Annotated in this window: 15 protein-coding genes; 5 read left to right on the top strand and 10 right to left on the bottom strand. The window is 44.2% G+C overall.

Annotated features, from left to right (window positions below):
- Positions 1-5 precede the first annotated feature (5 nt).
- From fliE to AC4PGZ_RS12665, 10 genes are all read right to left on the bottom strand, one after another.
- A complete protein-coding gene (fliE, locus tag AC4PGZ_RS12710; RefSeq protein ID WP_492158990.1) occupies positions 6-326 on the bottom strand; it encodes a flagellar hook-basal body complex protein FliE in 321 nt (106 codons plus the stop codon).
- Positions 327-401: 75 nt separating this feature from the next.
- Entirely contained in the window at positions 402-785 is a 384-nt protein-coding gene (gene flgB / locus AC4PGZ_RS12705) for a flagellar basal body rod protein FlgB (RefSeq protein WP_492158989.1), read from the bottom strand.
- A complete protein-coding gene (locus AC4PGZ_RS12700) occupies positions 782-1,525 on the bottom strand; it encodes a PilZ domain-containing protein (protein ID WP_492158988.1) in 744 nt (247 codons plus the stop codon). The genes flgB and AC4PGZ_RS12700 overlap by 4 nt, the downstream gene beginning before the upstream one ends.
- A gap of 445 nt (positions 1,526-1,970) precedes the next feature.
- Positions 1,971-3,008: a substrate-binding domain-containing protein gene (locus AC4PGZ_RS12695; protein WP_492158987.1), complete on the bottom strand. Its 1,038-nt coding sequence runs from the start codon at positions 3,006-3,008 to the stop codon at positions 1,971-1,973.
- Between the two features lie 55 nt (positions 3,009-3,063).
- Positions 3,064-3,807 carry an ABC transporter ATP-binding protein gene (locus tag AC4PGZ_RS12690; protein WP_492158986.1) on the bottom strand — a complete coding sequence of 248 codons (744 nt, stop codon included), beginning with the start codon at positions 3,805-3,807 and terminating at the stop codon, positions 3,064-3,066.
- Entirely contained in the window at positions 3,808-4,506 is a 699-nt protein-coding gene (locus AC4PGZ_RS12685) for an ABC transporter permease (protein ID WP_492158985.1), read from the bottom strand. It lies immediately after the preceding gene.
- A gap of 143 nt (positions 4,507-4,649) precedes the next feature.
- Positions 4,650-6,293, bottom strand: coding sequence for a sensor domain-containing diguanylate cyclase (locus AC4PGZ_RS12680; RefSeq protein WP_492158984.1), 1,644 nt, complete (start codon positions 6,291-6,293; stop codon positions 4,650-4,652).
- 167 nt (positions 6,294-6,460) lie between these two features.
- On the bottom strand, positions 6,461-7,360 hold the full coding sequence (locus AC4PGZ_RS12675; protein WP_492158983.1) for an EamA family transporter: 900 nt from the start codon (positions 7,358-7,360) through the stop codon (positions 6,461-6,463).
- On the bottom strand, positions 7,357-8,688 hold the full coding sequence (locus AC4PGZ_RS12670; protein ID WP_492158982.1) for a CCA tRNA nucleotidyltransferase: 1,332 nt from the start codon (positions 8,686-8,688) through the stop codon (positions 7,357-7,359). The genes AC4PGZ_RS12675 and AC4PGZ_RS12670 overlap by 4 nt, the downstream gene beginning before the upstream one ends.
- Positions 8,685-9,302 (bottom strand): TetR/AcrR family transcriptional regulator, encoded by a 618-nt coding sequence (locus AC4PGZ_RS12665; RefSeq protein ID WP_492158981.1) that lies wholly within the window; start codon positions 9,300-9,302, stop codon positions 8,685-8,687. Before AC4PGZ_RS12665 ends, AC4PGZ_RS12670 begins: the two co-directional genes overlap by 4 nt.
- Before the next feature lie 191 nt (positions 9,303-9,493).
- Here AC4PGZ_RS12665 and AC4PGZ_RS12660 point away from each other — a divergent pair, with 191 nt between their 5' ends.
- Genes AC4PGZ_RS12660 through AC4PGZ_RS12640 form a run of 5 tightly spaced genes read left to right on the top strand, consistent with a single transcriptional unit; the run spans position 9,494 to position 16,412 of the window.
- Positions 9,494-11,224, top strand: coding sequence for an ABC transporter ATP-binding protein (locus AC4PGZ_RS12660; RefSeq protein WP_492158980.1), 1,731 nt, complete (start codon positions 9,494-9,496; stop codon positions 11,222-11,224).
- On the top strand, positions 11,217-13,100 hold the full coding sequence (locus tag AC4PGZ_RS12655; RefSeq protein ID WP_492158979.1) for an ABC transporter ATP-binding protein: 1,884 nt from the start codon (positions 11,217-11,219) through the stop codon (positions 13,098-13,100). The genes AC4PGZ_RS12660 and AC4PGZ_RS12655 overlap by 8 nt, the downstream gene beginning before the upstream one ends.
- Before the next feature lie 14 nt (positions 13,101-13,114).
- Positions 13,115-13,849, top strand: coding sequence for a hypothetical protein (locus AC4PGZ_RS12650; protein WP_492158978.1), 735 nt, complete (start codon positions 13,115-13,117; stop codon positions 13,847-13,849).
- A 16-nt stretch (positions 13,850-13,865) separates the two neighbouring features.
- On the top strand, positions 13,866-15,239 hold the full coding sequence (locus AC4PGZ_RS12645) for an efflux RND transporter periplasmic adaptor subunit (RefSeq protein ID WP_492158977.1): 1,374 nt from the start codon (positions 13,866-13,868) through the stop codon (positions 15,237-15,239).
- Between the two features lie 9 nt (positions 15,240-15,248).
- Positions 15,249-16,412, top strand: a complete 1,164-nt coding sequence (locus AC4PGZ_RS12640; RefSeq protein WP_492158976.1) for a TolC family protein — start codon at positions 15,249-15,251, stop codon at positions 16,410-16,412.
- The last annotated feature ends 148 nt before the right edge of the window (positions 16,413-16,560 follow it).

The following is a 16,560-nucleotide window of genomic DNA, read 5'->3' as shown; positions in this document are numbered from 1 at the left end:
TCTGGCTATATGTTGATCCTCATTATTTCACTGTACGAATCCATTGCTCTGTTTCTGAGCTGAACCATAAAATCTACAGCAAGCTGAGCCTTTGTCGATGCTATCGTCATATTATGTATGTCATCGGACTGCCCCGTTGCCAGAAGATACTGCTGATTCATCACTTCAGCATCTGTTTGATTTACATTGTTGACTGCGCTTTCCAGTACATCTCGAAATACGCTGCCGTTTGCGCCATCCTGTGCAGCCGCACCCTGATTCTGAGGCTTTGCAATCTGTCCCAGCTCTGAAATCGAATTTATTCTCTGCATCTGATTTATAAACATGAGTCCTCCGTCTTTTTAAACAGTATAATTGATATGATTGCTATAGTGTACCTTGTTGTTGTCCTTTTATTGTCCCTATTGTCCTTTTATTGCGCTTCGAAGCCTTGCAAACTCATCTGAAACGGCTCTTATTGCGTACTGATACTGAATAGTGGTCCTTGCAAGCTCTACATATTCCGCATCCGGATTCACGTTGTTTCCATCCATCCTTGCACTCTCGTTCTCAGTAGTATTTATCCTGAAATCAGTATTTTCTACCGCTTTTACATAATCCTTTTCATCTGTCTGAGCTGCTTTTGCCAGATTGCTCCTCAGCTCGTCCTCAAATGTAACGTATCTTGATTTATACCCAGGGGTATCCTGATTTGCAATGTTGTCAGTAATTACGCTCTGCTTCTTCCAAAGATAATCAAGGGATTTCTGTGCGATGTTTATCGAATTTCCAAAAAGCTTGTTCATATTGTTTCTCCTTCGAGATTTTCTTCAAAATACTCTTCCGTATCTTCCTCAAACTTTGATTTCCCACGCTTGTTCTCTATATCTATCCTGAATATGGCCTGCTTTATCATGCTTTCCTGTACCATGTTGAGCGGCAGCATCCTGCATCCATAGTGATAATTAACATCATTTATGTGATTTTCCTTCCTGATTATCTGAAGCTTTACAAGAAGCGGGTCCCGAGTAAAGTCATATACTACCTCTACGATTTCTCCGACTCTCAGAGATTCCTGAGTCATGAAGCATGCGCCTCCGCCACTTACATCCTTTATTACTACCGGCATGCTGGTCTTATCACCGGTCTCCTCATCCGTTACTGTAATCTGAGCCTTGCGCATATAATCTACCTTGAGATCGTTTTTGAGCTCGTCGCATATATTCTCAAAATCCGAGAAGAATACTGCATTTCCATCAATATATTCAATAGTTCCCCTGTAAACCTGGTCATACTTTTCGAGAGATTTAAAGTATAAAAGAGACTTCCCCTCAAGTTTTTTTGCATCCCATATTGAAAGCAGCTGTATAACGATTATTTTTGATCCAACGTAGTCAAGATACGCCTCCAAGAGCTCGTTTCCGTTTTCGTCAGATATAACTACGTTTCTGTATGGCTCAATTCCTTTTCTCTTCATCAGTCCGCTGTCATCCGGAACAATATCCTTTTTATCATATAGCAAATCTTCTGACATAGTATCTATCATTCCTTTCCTTTCTTCTTGTTTACGTCATAAATATATAAAAATATTAAGTTTTGTTGTCTTTCCCTGTAATGTTCTTGTATGATGATTTTATTGATATGATCTTATCCTGAAGTGATTTTTGAAAACCCGGATCCTTCCGGGTATGGTGCGAGGGTTTTGGAAAAATTTAAATTTTTTAAATATATTTTTAATAAATTCTTTAATAGTTTTTTGTATTATCCTATATATTATACTATTTTTATCGCTCAGATTCAAGAAAATACAGCATTCTTTACATAAATTTAATGCGTTTTTTATATTTTCCCTATTTTCATTTCTTTCTGGACAGTATTATTAATTATATATTAATAATCACGATGAGTAAACAACTATTTTAAGGAAAAAACAAATATATCAGGCTAAAAAAACAAAAAACTGCCACGGCATATGAGCCGTGGCAGTAGTCTTACTTCGCATCAGGGATGAACAGCTTCTGTCCATTTTTGTTTACGAAATCTCCTATTATTTTCTGACCTTCATCTGATGTTATGAACTCCGTAAATGCTTTTGCAGCTTTTGCGTTAGTTCCTGTGTGTTTTGTCGGATTTACTGTGATTACTCCATATGGATTGAATAGTATCTTGTCTCCCTGAACCATTATCTCAAGGTTTGGAAGCTTGTCCTTCATTGCTCCCCAGGTTCCGCTGTCTACGAGCGTGTATCCCTTTGTCTCATTTGCCATTGTCAGAAGGTCTCCCATTCCAAGCCCTGCTTCTTTGTACCACTTGTCACTTGCACCAGTCGGAGCAAGTCCTGCAGCCTTCCATATGGTAAGCTCTTTTGAATGAGTTCCTGATTTGTCAGCTCTTGAAAGGAATGTAGACTTACTCTGCGCAACAGCCTTGAGAGCGTCTGATGCAGATTTGAGGCCTTTTACCTTTGCAGGGTCAGCCTTTGGACCGACAATATAGTAATAATTGTACATTACATCCTGTCTGTTTATTCCATGGCCTTCACTTATGAATGTCTTTTCCGCTGCAGGAGAGTGAACGAGAAGCACGTCCGCATCGCCTCGCTTGCCTATTTCCATGGCTTCACCTGATCCTACAGATACCCAGTCAGTCTTTGTTCCGTATTTCTTGTCAAACGCAGGTACAAGGACATCAAGAAGGCCTGTATCGTTTGTACTTGTGGTAGTCGCTATTCTCAGCTTTGTGCCTTTAACTCCTGTAGTATCGACCTTTGTAGCAGCTGTCTGCTTTACGGCAGTCGCTGCAGTCTTTGAAGGTATTACGAGCTTCTGTCCTACTGTTATCCTGTTGACATTGGCAATCTTGTTGACTTTTGCTATCTCCTGGTATGTAACTCCATATTTCAGAGCTATCTTTCCCAGAGTGTCCCCATACTTTACTGTGTAAGTCGAATCTGCGAATGCGAAATTGATGCACGCAAGCGACATCAGAATCGTCAGCAGTACGCTTACGGTTTTTCTGCTTTTCTTCATTTTGTTCCCCTTTCATGATAATAAACCCGGAAAATGTTAACATATATTTCATCCATCAGCAGATCATTTCCCCCGAAACAAACTGCCTTGTCCTTGGATCAGAAGGATTTTCAAATACATCTTCAGTTTTTCCATGCTCTACTACTTTTCCATCAAGGAGAAATATCACCTCATCCGCTATCCTTCTTGCCTGAAACATATTATGCGTGACTATTATGACGCTCGTGCCATAGCTGCGGTTTGCCTCTCTTATCATGTCTTCTATTACGGATATGTTCTGCGGGTCAAGACTTGCAGTAGGCTCATCGAGAAGCAGAAGCTCCGGCTCTGTAACTATAGCCCTTGCGACAGATACCCTTCCCGCCTCTCCCCCGGAAAGCGTGACTGCCTTCTGCCTGAGCTTTGACTCAAGCCCCGTGAGCTTTGCCGCCATGACCACCTTTTCCGATATGTATCTCTTATCAAGCGAAAGATCTTTTCTTCTTACCTCAAGCCCATACGCTATGTTCGCATAGACGCTAGAATTGAACATCACGGGTTTCTGAAACACCATGGCCATCTTCCTTCTTGCAGAAAGCGGATAACTCAAGGATGACGATGCCGTCTGCCCTGCAAATTCTATGTATCCTTCAGAAGGATTATCCTGCCCGTTTATCATCGAAAGCAGGGTGCTTTTTCCTGATCCGCTTGGACCTATTACCGCAGTTATCTTTCCTCTTTTTATCTCCAGATATGGAATATCCACGACAGACGCAGAGCCGTAGATTTTTTTAAGCTTATCAATCCTCAGAACTGTCATCTATATTCTCCCGTAGTTTCTTATTATTTCGATTATCCCGTTAATCAGGAATGATATCATCAGAAGAATCACCCCGAGTGCAAGTGCAAGCTGAAACTCGCCCATGCCCTTGTTCATGGCTATGGCCGTAGTCATTACCCTTGTGTTATATCTTATGTTTCCACCTACCATCATCACCGCTCCCACTTCTGCGATGAGTCTTCCGAACACAACTATGAATGATGTATATATGCTGAACCTGGCTTCCTTTACCATTGCGGTAGCCACCTGAGAAGGCTTTGCGCCAAGGCTTCTGGCAGATTTCGCTATAAGCGGGTCCACATTTTTGAGAGCATTGTATGTAAGGCCTGCCATCAGCGGAACTGCGAGCATAAACTGAGCAAGCACCATCGCGAAGGGAGTAAAGAGAAGACGCCGCTCTCCTACGAGGCCTGTCTGATTTGAAAGGAGTATGTATACTATGAGTCCCACCACTACCGGCGGTATGCTCATGAGAGTGTTTATTATATTTACGACTACAGATTTTGCCGGAAAACGCCTGAGTGCTATAAATACTCCAAGCGGAATACCTGCAACAGCCGCAAGTATCAGTGCGCTGAACGTGACCCCCAGAGAAAGCCCTATTATTGAATAGAGCTCCGGATCCATTGACAAGAGAAGCCTTACCGCTTCCCCGAATGCCTGTGAAAAATACTCCATTTATGCCTCCATATGCTAAAAAAGGCAACCCCGGTTGGGATTGCCGTGATTTGTCGGACAATAATTATTCAAACAATTTATATATTTAATTATATCCCCCTGATTTTTAAATGTCAAGATTATTCAGAAAACTCAGAGGCGTTTTATCCATGTATATCACTTTTCAGGCGCCTTTGCCTGTTCTTTTCCTTAGCTTTGTACATATCTATGTCTGCATTTCTTATAAGTGTATCTATGTCTTCTCCGTCCGAAGGATATCTGGCAAGTCCAACACTGGCCTTTATATTGAAATCCTGTCCTTTCAGCCTGTAGCTTTCACTGAAGCAATCCTTAATCTTTTCTGCTACTTTGGAAAGATCTTCCGGATCCAGGAGATTTTGAACAAGTATTATGAACTCGTCTCCACCCGCTCTGCATACGGTGTCTTCTTCCCTCATTTTGCCCGATATCCTGTCTGCAACTTCTCTCAGGAGCTCATCTCCCTGGTCGTGCCCCAAGGTGTCATTTATCGTCTTGAACTCATCGAGGTCAATGAATATAACTCCAAGATATTTTTGAGTCCTCCTGGCCAGAGATATCGCCTGCCTTAGCCTGTCAGTTAGCATGAGTTTATTTGGAAGCCCTGTAAGATGGTCATGGTATGCCAGCTTCATCATTTCGTCCTGTATCTTTATCTTTGCTTCAAGCTCATCTTTCGCATTTTTCAGCTCCTCCTCAGCCGATTTTCGCCTTTCAAGCATACGGCGGATTTCTTCAGATAAAGTTGAGATTTCATCGTTCTTTTTTTCATGGCTGAAACTTGCATTTGAAAAATTACCGTCTCCGGCTCTTACAACATCTCTGCTCAGATTCAGGATTCTTGAAATTACATTTTTTTCAAGAAAAAGCCACAATATAATTATGAATGTAAGTCCTGCTGCGACAAGTGAATACAGCATGCTTTCAATGCCTTTTTTCCCTGTCATTCTGACTTCTCTCGTCATTTCTATCTCAAGCTCGGCTGTCTCATCTCCGTTTATGTCCTTTAAAACTGTACGAGCCTCAAGCCTGTCCTCTCCAGAAAACTTAACTTTAACATCAATTCCATTCACTGTATTTATTTCATTGTTAAAATCAAATTCCTGACCGCCGTATTCATCCGCTGTTTTCTCAATAGACATCTCCAGCCTCAGCATATCAGAAAAATCCTGTACGCATTTCTCGTCAAGAAATTTGCCAAATATCATGTTACCCATAACAGGACCGCTGAGGTCGTTCCTGAGAACTGGATGAGATGCTATCTGAAGTATTCCCTCAGGAAGCTTTATTATTCCACTCACTACAAAATCAGGGTCAGCATTGTAAAGAATCCCGGCCAGATTAAGTGCTTTTGCCAAATCTTCAGTTACAGGAATGAATTCAAAATTCCCTCTGTCAATCCCTGTGGCGAATATATATTCTCCTGACCTTCCGACAATTGCCATAACGTCAAGATTGAGATTTACAAAAACGTCCTCATATATGTTGCTGTCCAGATATTTCTGGTTGCGATCCTGAACAAATTCATATGTATCATTCCACGCCGCCCAGTCCTTGGTTATCGATGCAATAGACGATTCCTGCTGCTCGATTGCATTTACAGCTCTCTCTATATTGTCTGCGATATTCTTTTCTTCAAGCTGATTTATACTGCCAATCATGACCGTATTAAGCAGTATATACGCTGAAGCAGTAAGTATGAGAAAAATCATCGCAAAAAATGTCAGCGTGCTGCTTCTAAGAGATCTTTGATTTAATCTTCTCCCCATATTTCCCCCTTTGTATCCCTTAGCATTCGTTTGCTGACTATATTTTACCCAAGTAAAAATTTAAAAAACATCAAATCCGATTATTTTTTGCTTTATCTGTCTAAATTTCTTTTCAATGACTCTTTTCAATCAAAAAAGCAACCCTTTTCAGGATTGCCGGATATATTCTATGCTTTCTGCCTTTTGAAATTAATATTTGCAATTACGAGCCCTGCGATTATAACAAGTCCGCCTGCCCACTGCATCGGAGTCATGACTTCTCCAAGTATCAGCCTTGCCGTTATCAGCCCTGTCACGGGAACCATGAGTGAAAGCGGGGATATCTTTGATGCCTCATACTTTCCAAGAAGCACATTCCATGCCCCATATCCGAATATAGTGGCTCCGATTGCCAGGTAGAGTATCGCGAATATCGACATCGGGCTCAGATTCATGAGCGTGCTGAAGACCACCTGAGGCGAGTCCTTTATGAGCGACATAATGAAAAGCGGAATCGGCGGAACAATGCTCGTCCAGATCACTACTCCTACCATGTCGAGCTTCTTGCCTTCTTTTTCAAGCTTGTTTGAAGCGAATTTGAGAATTATGTTGGATATGGCCCAGAAGAATGCCGCTGCCAGGGTAAGCATCAGCGCTGGAAGCGGAATCGAAGATGAGCCGCCTTCTCCTGCACTCACCCCAATCAGATAGAGCCCTCCGGCTGCAACCACAAGTCCTGCTATCTGGTTGGGCTTTACTTTTTCTCTCAGAAATGCCGCTGCCAGAAGCGGTGTCATGAATGCCGCCGACTGAAGTATTATCGATGAAAGCCCTGCCGGCATTCCGATTTCCATTGCGTAAAAAAGGCATGAGAACTGGAGCACTCCAACAGAAAATCCATAAGCCAGTCCATATTTCCAGTCGAGCTCCGGTTTTTTTACGAAAAACAGCGCCGGAAGCACAGACAGATATCTTAGGGATACCAGCAGCATCGAAGGCACTCCGCCAAGCCCAAGTTTTATCACGGTAAAATTAGCACCCCAGATTACAACTACAAGGAGCGTCAGTATAAAATCTTTCTTCTTCATATAACTATATATTTCCTCTCTGTAAATTCAAGTATTTTCTCTCTGTCATTCTCGAGCTCTCCATCAATGACCATTTCGAGAACCTCAGCAAGAATGCTCCCTATGAGCTTTCCCTGTGGTATTCCCATCCTTATGAGATCATTTCCGTCTATGGCGAGGCTCTTTACAGAAAAACACAGATTTTCCTCTATTATCTTATCTATTATTCTTTCAGTTTCTTCAATCGCACGCAGCCTTTCTCCCAGAGTGTCAGGGGAAGTAGCCGAAGAGTCAGCGAGCTTCATCCTCAGGAGCTTTCTGAAAAAGACCTCTCCAAATTTTGAAAGCCTTCGCCTGACTATTTTCTCTGAAGAAATAAGCTCCAGGCTGTGGTTTTCGACGAGCCTGACTGCATTACTGACAGTGGCGGAGTCATATTTCAGCCTCCTGAGAACCTTCTCTGCAATATCTGCGCTTATCCTGTCGTGGCCGTAGAAATGCCCTATTCCTTCCTTCTCGCTGTAGCACAGCGGCTTTCCTGCATCATGGAAAAGAAGCGCAAGCCTTATCTCAAGGTCAGCATCGGCATTTGCAATGCTCCTTACTGTATGCTCATATACATCATAGATATGATGTGGATTGTTCTGTTTGAATCCAAAGGCTGCTCTCAGCTCAGGTATCACCTCAAAAAGCGGCTCCGGATAGTTCATGAGGGCGCTGAATACGCCTTTTCCCATAAGAGTGCGGCTGAGCTCAACTGCTATCCTTTCTGCGGAAATATTTCTGAGCAGACTGACATTCCTGCACATGGCCATGTATGTATCCGGCTCTATCCTAAAATCCTTTTCAGAAGCGAATCTCAGTGCTCTCAGTATCCTCAGTGCATCTTCAGAAAGCCTCTCATCGGGATTTCCCACGCATCTTATGATACCTGATTCAAGGTCTTCCCTTCCTCCAAAATAATCCATGAGGCCGCCTGTATGATTCCAGGCCATGGCATTTATAGTGAAATCCCTGCGTCTGAGGTCCTCTCTGAGGCTGGCCACAAAGGTCACGCTCTGTGGCCTTCTGCTGTTGACATAGCTTCCGTCTGTCCTGTACGTGGTTATCTCAAAAGGCTCAGATTCCATCATCAGCGTCACGGTCCCATGTTTTATTCCTGTATCTATTATATTGAAATCAGAAAATATTCGCTTTACATCCTCCGGCCTGGCGCTCGTTGTCATATCCCAGTCATGTGGATCCTCACCCATGAGGAAGTCTCTTACGCATCCCCCGACTATATAAGCCTCATATCCCGCTTCATGCAGCTTGTCTATTATATATCTCGCGCTTTCCGGCAGCTTCATAATTCCTCGATTCCCAGCGTCCTTGCCTTTCGCTGGCTGTCTTCCACCTGATAAAGTACCTCAAAGTGATACCTCAGATAATTTTCAAAATCAAAGTCTCCATTTCTTGTAGCCCATACAAACATTGTTGAGTGAAAGAACTGGTGAAACATCCTTACAAGATCCTTGCTGTCAATCTGGCTTTTTATCTGGCCGCTCTGCTTTCCCTTGTCTATTATGCTTACCATCAGCTTTATCATATCCTTGATTTCGCTTGTGTCTATGGCGAAGGTTCCCTGATCATCGCTGAGGTTCTTGATCATTATCTGCTTTACTATCTCCAGGCCCTTTTCCTGTACGAAATCTATCAGCTTCTTGTTTATCATCCACAGCTGCTCCACATAGGAATCCATCGAGAATATCATCCCGAACTCTTCCATCGAAAGGCCGCATGGCATCTTGTAGAATTTGTCCAGCAGGTCATCCTTCGATTTGAAATAATAGTAGAAGGTATGCTTTGTTATCCCGCTCTCCTTGCATATCTCGTTAATTGTGACCTCTTCAAAGGATTTCTCCTCAAAAAGGCGCAGAGCGGTCGAGCGTATTCTCTTTTTGGTCTCATTTTCCTGCTTCATCAAAAAGCCCCCTTTATATAAAAAATGCCCACCTGATGGACATTGAGTTTGTATCTCTACTTTTATATTATACATTATTTATTACCGTGTCAACAGTTTTATGGCCCGTATGTAGTTTTTTTATATTCCGATTGACAACTTTGTATAACCGTAGTACTATAAATAATAGATTTTATTCGAGAGGTGACAGAATGACAAGATTATTAAGATACGCCGAGCCATATTTCTGGCTCATACTGGCTGCGGTCATGCTGCTGTTTGGCCAGGCAATGTGCGACCTCGCCCTGCCTGATTATATGTCAGACATAGTAAATGAAGGCATTGCAACCGGAGATACCGGTACAATAATAGGCATAGGGTTCAGGATGATACTGATATCTCTTACCGGAGGAATGCTCAGCATAGCGGTTGGCTATCTGGCATCCAGGGTAGGAGCCGGCATAGGACAGCAGCTTAGGATCGACCTGTTTGAAAAAGTAGAAAGCTTTTCAAACGTAGAATTTGACAGATTCTCCACATCCTCGCTTATTACAAGGACTACCAACGATGTGACTCAGGTGCAGACGCTTGTGATAATGATGATAAGAATGATATTTTACGCCCCTATAATGGGTATAGGCGGAATCATTCATGCAGTAAACAACAGTGCTTCCATGTCGTGGATAATAGCACTCGCGATAGTGGTGCTCGTAGGGATAATCGCTACGCTTTTCAGCCTGGCTCTTCCAAGATTCAAGGTAATACAGACCCTTGTTGACAGGCTCAATCAGGTGGTACGAGAAAATCTCTCAGGGCTGCTTGTTACAAGAGCCTTCAACACTCAGGATTTCGAGGAAGCCAGATTTGACAAGGAGAACAAGACCCTTACTGACACCAACCTTTTTGTAAACCGCACAATGGCTGCGATGATGCCTCTGATGATGCTCCTGATGAACCTCATAACCGTACTTATAGTATGGGTCGGCTCTTATCAGGTGTCTGCGTTCAAGATCGATGTCGGTCAGATGATGGCATATATGCAGTATGTTATGCAGATAATCATGGCCTTCCTCATGATGTCCATGATGTTCATAATGATACCAAGAGCCTCAGTGTCGGCAGTTCGTATAGCCGATGTGCTCGAATCAGATCCTCAGATAAAAAACAGGCCCGATGCGCTTCCATTTTCATCATCAGAGGGAGTTCTGAGATTCGACCACGTGAGCTTTCGTTATCCGGGAGCAGAAGAAGACGTGCTGCATGACATAGACTTCACTGCAAAGCCAGGGGAGACAACCGCATTCATAGGCTCTACAGGAAGCGGAAAATCCACCATAGCCAATCTTGTGCCAAGATTCTATGACGTTACAGAAGGAAGCATAACCATAGACGGTACGGATATAAGGGACATGGAGCTCCACTCCCTCCGAAGCCAGCTTGGCTACGTACCTCAGAAGGCAGTGCTTTTTTCAGGGACAATAGATTCCAACCTCAGGTATGCAGACAAGAACGCTACAGACGAAGAAATCCTGTCCGGCGCGCAGATAGCTCAGGCCATGGAATTCATAGAATCAAGGCCGGAAGGCTTTGAAACCCCTATTGCACAGGGCGGATCAAACGTGTCAGGCGGTCAGAAGCAGAGGCTTTCGATAGCGCGGGCACTCGTGAAGAAACCACAGATATATATATTTGATGACAGTTTTTCAGCCCTTGACTTCAAGACAGATTCTGCTCTGAGAGCGTCGCTTAGAAAAGAGACCGGAGGAAGCACAGTGCTTCTCATTGCTCAGCGTATAAGCACCATAATGGACGCCGAACAGATTGTAGTGCTTGAAGCCGGCAAAATCGCCGGAAAAGGCACGCACGAGCAGCTTATGAAGAGCTGTGAGGTCTACCGGGAGATAGCTCTGTCACAGCTGAGCAAGGAGGAGCTAAATGAGTAAAGAAAACAGCAAAGCCCCTCAGAAAGGCCCCATGGGCGGAGGTCCTATGGGAGGAGGTCCCATGGGCGCAATGGGAGCTGGCGGCGCAAAAGCCAAAAACTTCAAAGCTACCATGCTCAAGCTCCTAGAATATATCGAAGAGTATCAGGCAAAGATAGTAATAGTTCTTATATTTGCAGCATTCTCATCCATATTCTCGATAGTAGGACCAAAGCTTCTTGGAAAGGTAACTACCAAGCTCTTTGAAGGTCTCATGGCCTACATGATGGGAACCGGCCTGCTTACAGATTTTGATTATATCAACAGAATGTGCCTCATAATGATGGCACTCTATGTAGTATCTTCCGGATTTGCATATCTTCAGGGATATATAATGTCCGGGATATCGATGAAGGTTACCTACAAGCTCAGAAGAGACATCTCCCAGAAGATGAACCGGCTCCCGCTCAGGTACTATGATACACGTACCCACGGAGAAGTCCTCTCAAGAGTCACAAACGATGTAGACACTATAGCCCAGACCCTCAACCAGAGTCTCGGACAGATAGTCACCTCAGTAGCAACGGTAACAGGAGTAATCATAATGATGCTCTCCATAAGCTTTTCACTTACACTTACCTCGCTTATGATACTTCCGGTATCCGGAGTTCTCATAATGAGGATCGTAAAGATGTCGCAGAAGCACTTCAGGACCCAGCAGGAGTACCTTGGCAGCATAAACGGTCATATAGAGGAAAACTACTCCGGACATAATGTAGTCCAGGTATTCAACGGTGAGGAAGAAGCCAAGACCATCTTCAGGGAGATGAACGAAAAGCTTTACGAATCCGCATGGAAGTCACAGTTTCTTTCAGGGCTGATGATGCCTCTGATGAACTTTGTAGGAAACCTCGGATATGTAGCCGTATGCATACTCGGAGGATACCTCGCAGTAAAGAAGGTAATCGAGGTAGGAGACGTACAGGCCTTCATACAGTATGTGCGAAGCTTCAACCAGCCTATCGCGCAGATGGCCACCATATCCAATACACTCCAGTCCACCGCAGCCGCTGCAGAGCGTGTATTTGAGTTCCTTGAAGAAGAAGAAGAAGTTCCAGATCCCGAAAATCCGGCCGTGCCTGAAAAAGTAGAAGGCCATGTGGAATTCAAAAACGTGAGATTCGGATACAACGAGGACAAGATAATAGTGAACGATTTCAGCTGCGACGTAAAACCAGGCCAGAGAATAGCCATAGTAGGCCCTACCGGAGCAGGAAAATCAACTATCATAAAGCTGCTGATGAGATTCTATGACGTAAACTCAGGAGACATAATCATAGACGGCCACAGCATAAAGGATTTCACAAGAAAAGACCTGAGGGACATGTTTGGAATGGTGCTCCAGGATACATGGCTGTACAATGCCTCTATAATGGACAACATAAAATACGGTTCATTCGGCGCGACAGACGAGCAAGTAAAAGAGGCCTCAAAATCCGCCCACTGTCACGATTTCATAAAGGCGCTCCCGGGAGGATATTCAATGATGCTCAACGAAGAAGCCAGCAACATATCACAGGGACAGAAGCAGCTGCTTACAATAGCGCGTACCTTCCTTTCAGACCCTAAGATCCTCATACTAGACGAAGCTACAAGCTCCGTAGACACCCGTACAGAAGTGCTCATTCAAAAAGCCATGGACAACCTGATGGCGAGCCGTACAAGCTTTGTAATAGCTCACAGGCTTTCCACTATAAGAGATGCCGACCTGATCCTCGTAATGAAGGACGGAGACATCATAGAGCAGGGAAATCACTACGAGCTGCTTGAAAGACAGGGCTTCTACAGCGGCCTCTACAACAGCCAGTTCACAGGCGCAACATCAGAAGAAGAATAGGAGTGTATAAAAACATGGAAAATAATGAAAATAAAAATCCAGATGCAAAAAATCCAGACGTAAAGACCCCAGGCAAAAAGACCCCAGGCAAAAAGAGAATAAAGCTTCGCAGGCTGCTTCTCAAGATTCCAAAAAAAGTATTCTATCCACTCGTCTCAGCAATCGCAGTAGCCCTGTGCATAGCCATAATGTTCGCAGTAAGCTCCGCAAACACCTTCAGCACAGACAACGCAAAGGTCACAGCCAAAATGTACACCGTAAACGCGATATCTTCAGGAAAACTGCTTGAGTGGAACGTGGCAACCGGAGATATGGTCTCACAGGGAGAGATGCTTGGAAGACAGGAAGTACTCCCTGGAATATTCTCGCCTGCGGACGGAACCGTAGTTAAATCAGATTACAGCGTCGGCCAGAGCGTAACGCCTCAGACCACCCTCGCAGTGATAGCAGACACAGACAACATGTACATCGGCGTAAACATAGAAGAGACCGACATAATGAAGATAGCCGTAGGACAGAAAGTAGATGTGAAGATAGACGCCTACGGAAACAGGAAATTCAGCGGTACTGTAAGTGAAATCGACAGCGCGACTCAGACCTATTTTTCATCAGGGCTGTCCTCCTTCTCTACAAGCGGAACATACACCAAGGTAACCCAGCTCATTCCCGTGAAGGTGACAATTGAAAATCCGGACAAGCTTCCAATGGTATTTGGAATGAACTGCGATGTCAAAATTCACTTAAACTAGCCAGGAGGAAAACATAATGAAAAAAACAATCTCTGCCGCCCTCTGCGCGGTACTTTCAATGAGCGTCCTCGCAGGATGCGCATCCGCAGAAACCAGCATCACCGTTGCCAGAGTAAAGACCAGCTCAAGCCTCGAAGCCGTTTCCTACGACGGAAAGATAAACTCATCAGAATCCATGATGATAATCCCTTCAGCATCTGGAAAGGTTACCTCTGTAAAGGTTGATATAGGAAGCCAGGTAAAAAAAGGCGATGTCCTTTTCACAATAGATGATACGACAGCTCAGCTCCAGCTCAGGCAGGCAAAGGCCAGCCTCAATTCTGCAGGCGCAAACTACTCAAAGATCGTAAGCGCGGCAAATCCTCAGGCTGAAACACAGGCAAAGCAGGCTCTTGAGCGCGCCGAAAACGAGCTTAGAGACGCTCAGACTCTTTATGACAGCACAAAGGCGCAGTTTGAAAGCAGCTCCCTCATAATGCCAGCCCAGGCTGCATATGATAATGCCCTTTCGAATTACGAGAGAATCTCATTTCTGGCAGAATCCGGAGAAGAAAGCCAGTACAATCTGGACACTGCAAAGAACACCCTTGATACAGCCTCAGCCCAGCTTGAAAATGCAAAATCACAGGCACAGTCCTCAATGAACAGCGCAGACAGCAGGCTCAAAAATGCCAGGACCGCACTCGATGCCGCAAAGGAAAACTACAGCCTGACAACAGAAAGCGTGAATCCCGAAAATGCAAAGGTAGCCAAAGCTCAGGTAGAAAGCGCCCAGGCAGCATTTGACCTTGCACAGAAAAATGTGAATGATACCGTGATAAAGGCTCCTATAGACGGCCACATAGCTTCAAACAGCATAAAAATCGGAGACATGGTATCATCTCAAACCCCTGCAATGAGCGTAATAAATCCAAAGAACATGGAAATGACGATAAAAGTTTCCGATGCATATATAGATGAAATTTTCTCCGGAAAAGAAAATATATCTGCAGAAGTTCTCGTTTCTGCTACAGGGCAGACGGTGACAGGAAACATAGCCGCAGCATCACCAGGGGCAGACCCCGCAACAGGACTTTACAGCGTTAAGATCAGCATTGCAAACGAAGACGGCTCACTCAAGGACGGAATGCTTGCAAGCGCAAAGCTTATACAGAAAAATGCTGACAGCGAGATCCTGATACCTTCAGAATCCGTGCTTGAAGAAAACGGAACCAAATTCGTGTATACCGTTGCTGATGGCTCCCTTGTAAAGAAAGAAATAGTTACAGGACAGGAAAAAAACAGATACATCACAGTCACAGGCCTGAGCGTAGATGACAGCGTGGTAGTTGAAGGTGCAGACAAAGTCACCGAAAATGGAAAATTCCGCATCCTCAGCGTTGGAAACTAGGAGGAAGACATGAAAAGAAACATACTGAAAACCGCAGTCTCCTCACTGATTATCACAATAATGCTTTCAGGCACAGTCGCCTCAGCGCAGACCACCGAAAAACCTGCAGCTGAAAAGCCTGCAGTGTCAGGACCAGTGCTTACGCTCAGCCTCGAAAACATCGAAAGAATAATGCTTGAGCGTTCGCCAGTGATAAAGAAGATAAAGAATGACACCTGGACCTACGAGAAAAAATATGATGACCTTGAAGATACCATAAGCGACCTGAACGATGAAATAGACCGCCTTAACTCACAGAAAGACGATCAGGGAAAGCCGGTAGACAACAGCGCCCGCATATCCACGCTTTACGGCCAGATAAGCTCGCTGAGCTCCTCTCGAAATCAGCTGGACCTCACAGCCGATCTTGCAAACGCCACCATGGACCAGCAGATAAGCCAGCAGATTCAGAGAGCAAAGCAGCTCTTTGTAAACTGCCTTGCCGACCAGGAAATGCTCACAGTAAGTAGCTCAAAAAATACTCAGACCCAGAGAAGCCTCGAGATTGCCGCAGAAAAGCTCAAACGAGGCTATATCTCAAAAAATGCCTATGATGCAATCGTAAACTCCGCCGGAGAGTCAGACATAAACCTCAGCTCACAGTCTGCGGCAGCCGCATCAAGCCTGGCAGAGCTCAGAGCCCTGCTCGGCGCAGACAAGCGTACCACGCTTGAGCTTGAATCCGTCGAGATATCAGATACAGAGCTTGAAAAGATAGAAAACCTCAATTTTGAAGAAGACCTGAAAAATCTCATGAATACGAGCGCGACCATAAAATCAGCCCAGATATCATATGATGTCAAAAGCAGGAGCACGGACTACAGCGAATATGAAGAAGACTCCGCGCAGGCCGCCCTTCAGACCGCAAAAGACAGCGTTTCATCAAGCTTTACAAGGCAGTACGATTCTCTTATGAATTCGTACAAATCCCTAAAGATATCTCAGGAAAAGCTGAGACTTGCTCAAAATACAGAAGCTGTACAGAAAACCCTCTTTGAGAGGGGATTCATATCTCAGACCGCTTTTGAAAACACGCAGATATCTACGCAGACAATGGAAAGCCAGGTAGCTGCAGCAAAAAACCTGCTTTATGTATCGCTTGAAAGCTACAGACAGACAAGATCAGGAAAATAGAATAGCAAATATGCTCATTCCATTTCCCGGAAAGTGCAATCTTTTACAGATTGCACTTTCTTTTTTTGATTTAAAAAGAAAAACACATAATTGATAATAAAATAACTATTGCTTTTTTCTGAATAATCTGATATACTTTTAAGAATTT

It is taken from the genome of Proteocatella sp. QWL-06 (genome assembly GCF_058684135.1).
Note: the sequence above shows the minus strand (reverse complement) of the source record. Positions and strands in the feature narration are given on the sequence as shown.

Excerpts from the sequence above, each read along its gene's own strand:
- fliE (WP_492158990.1), bottom strand. The coding sequence starts at position 326 with ATGTTTATAAATCAGATGCAGAGAATAAATTCGATTTCAGAGCTGGGA.
- flgB (WP_492158989.1), bottom strand. The coding sequence starts at position 785 with ATGAACAAGCTTTTTGGAAATTCGATAAACATCGCACAGAAATCCCTT.
- AC4PGZ_RS12700 (WP_492158988.1), bottom strand. The coding sequence starts at position 1,525 with ATGATAGATACTATGTCAGAAGATTTGCTATATGATAAAAAGGATATT.
- AC4PGZ_RS12695 (WP_492158987.1), bottom strand. The coding sequence starts at position 3,008 with ATGAAGAAAAGCAGAAAAACCGTAAGCGTACTGCTGACGATTCTGATG.
- AC4PGZ_RS12690 (WP_492158986.1), bottom strand. The coding sequence starts at position 3,807 with ATGACAGTTCTGAGGATTGATAAGCTTAAAAAAATCTACGGCTCTGCG.
- AC4PGZ_RS12685 (WP_492158985.1), bottom strand. The coding sequence starts at position 4,506 with ATGGAGTATTTTTCACAGGCATTCGGGGAAGCGGTAAGGCTTCTCTTG.
- AC4PGZ_RS12680 (WP_492158984.1), bottom strand. The coding sequence starts at position 6,293 with ATGGGGAGAAGATTAAATCAAAGATCTCTTAGAAGCAGCACGCTGACA.
- AC4PGZ_RS12675 (WP_492158983.1), bottom strand. The coding sequence starts at position 7,360 with ATGAAGAAGAAAGATTTTATACTGACGCTCCTTGTAGTTGTAATCTGG.
- AC4PGZ_RS12670 (WP_492158982.1), bottom strand. The coding sequence starts at position 8,688 with ATGAAGCTGCCGGAAAGCGCGAGATATATAATAGACAAGCTGCATGAA.
- AC4PGZ_RS12665 (WP_492158981.1), bottom strand. The coding sequence starts at position 9,302 with ATGAAGCAGGAAAATGAGACCAAAAAGAGAATACGCTCGACCGCTCTG.
- AC4PGZ_RS12660 (WP_492158980.1), top strand. The coding sequence starts at position 9,494 with ATGACAAGATTATTAAGATACGCCGAGCCATATTTCTGGCTCATACTG.
- AC4PGZ_RS12655 (WP_492158979.1), top strand. The coding sequence starts at position 11,217 with ATGAGTAAAGAAAACAGCAAAGCCCCTCAGAAAGGCCCCATGGGCGGA.
- AC4PGZ_RS12650 (WP_492158978.1), top strand. The coding sequence starts at position 13,115 with ATGGAAAATAATGAAAATAAAAATCCAGATGCAAAAAATCCAGACGTA.
- AC4PGZ_RS12645 (WP_492158977.1), top strand. The coding sequence starts at position 13,866 with ATGAAAAAAACAATCTCTGCCGCCCTCTGCGCGGTACTTTCAATGAGC.
- AC4PGZ_RS12640 (WP_492158976.1), top strand. The coding sequence starts at position 15,249 with ATGAAAAGAAACATACTGAAAACCGCAGTCTCCTCACTGATTATCACA.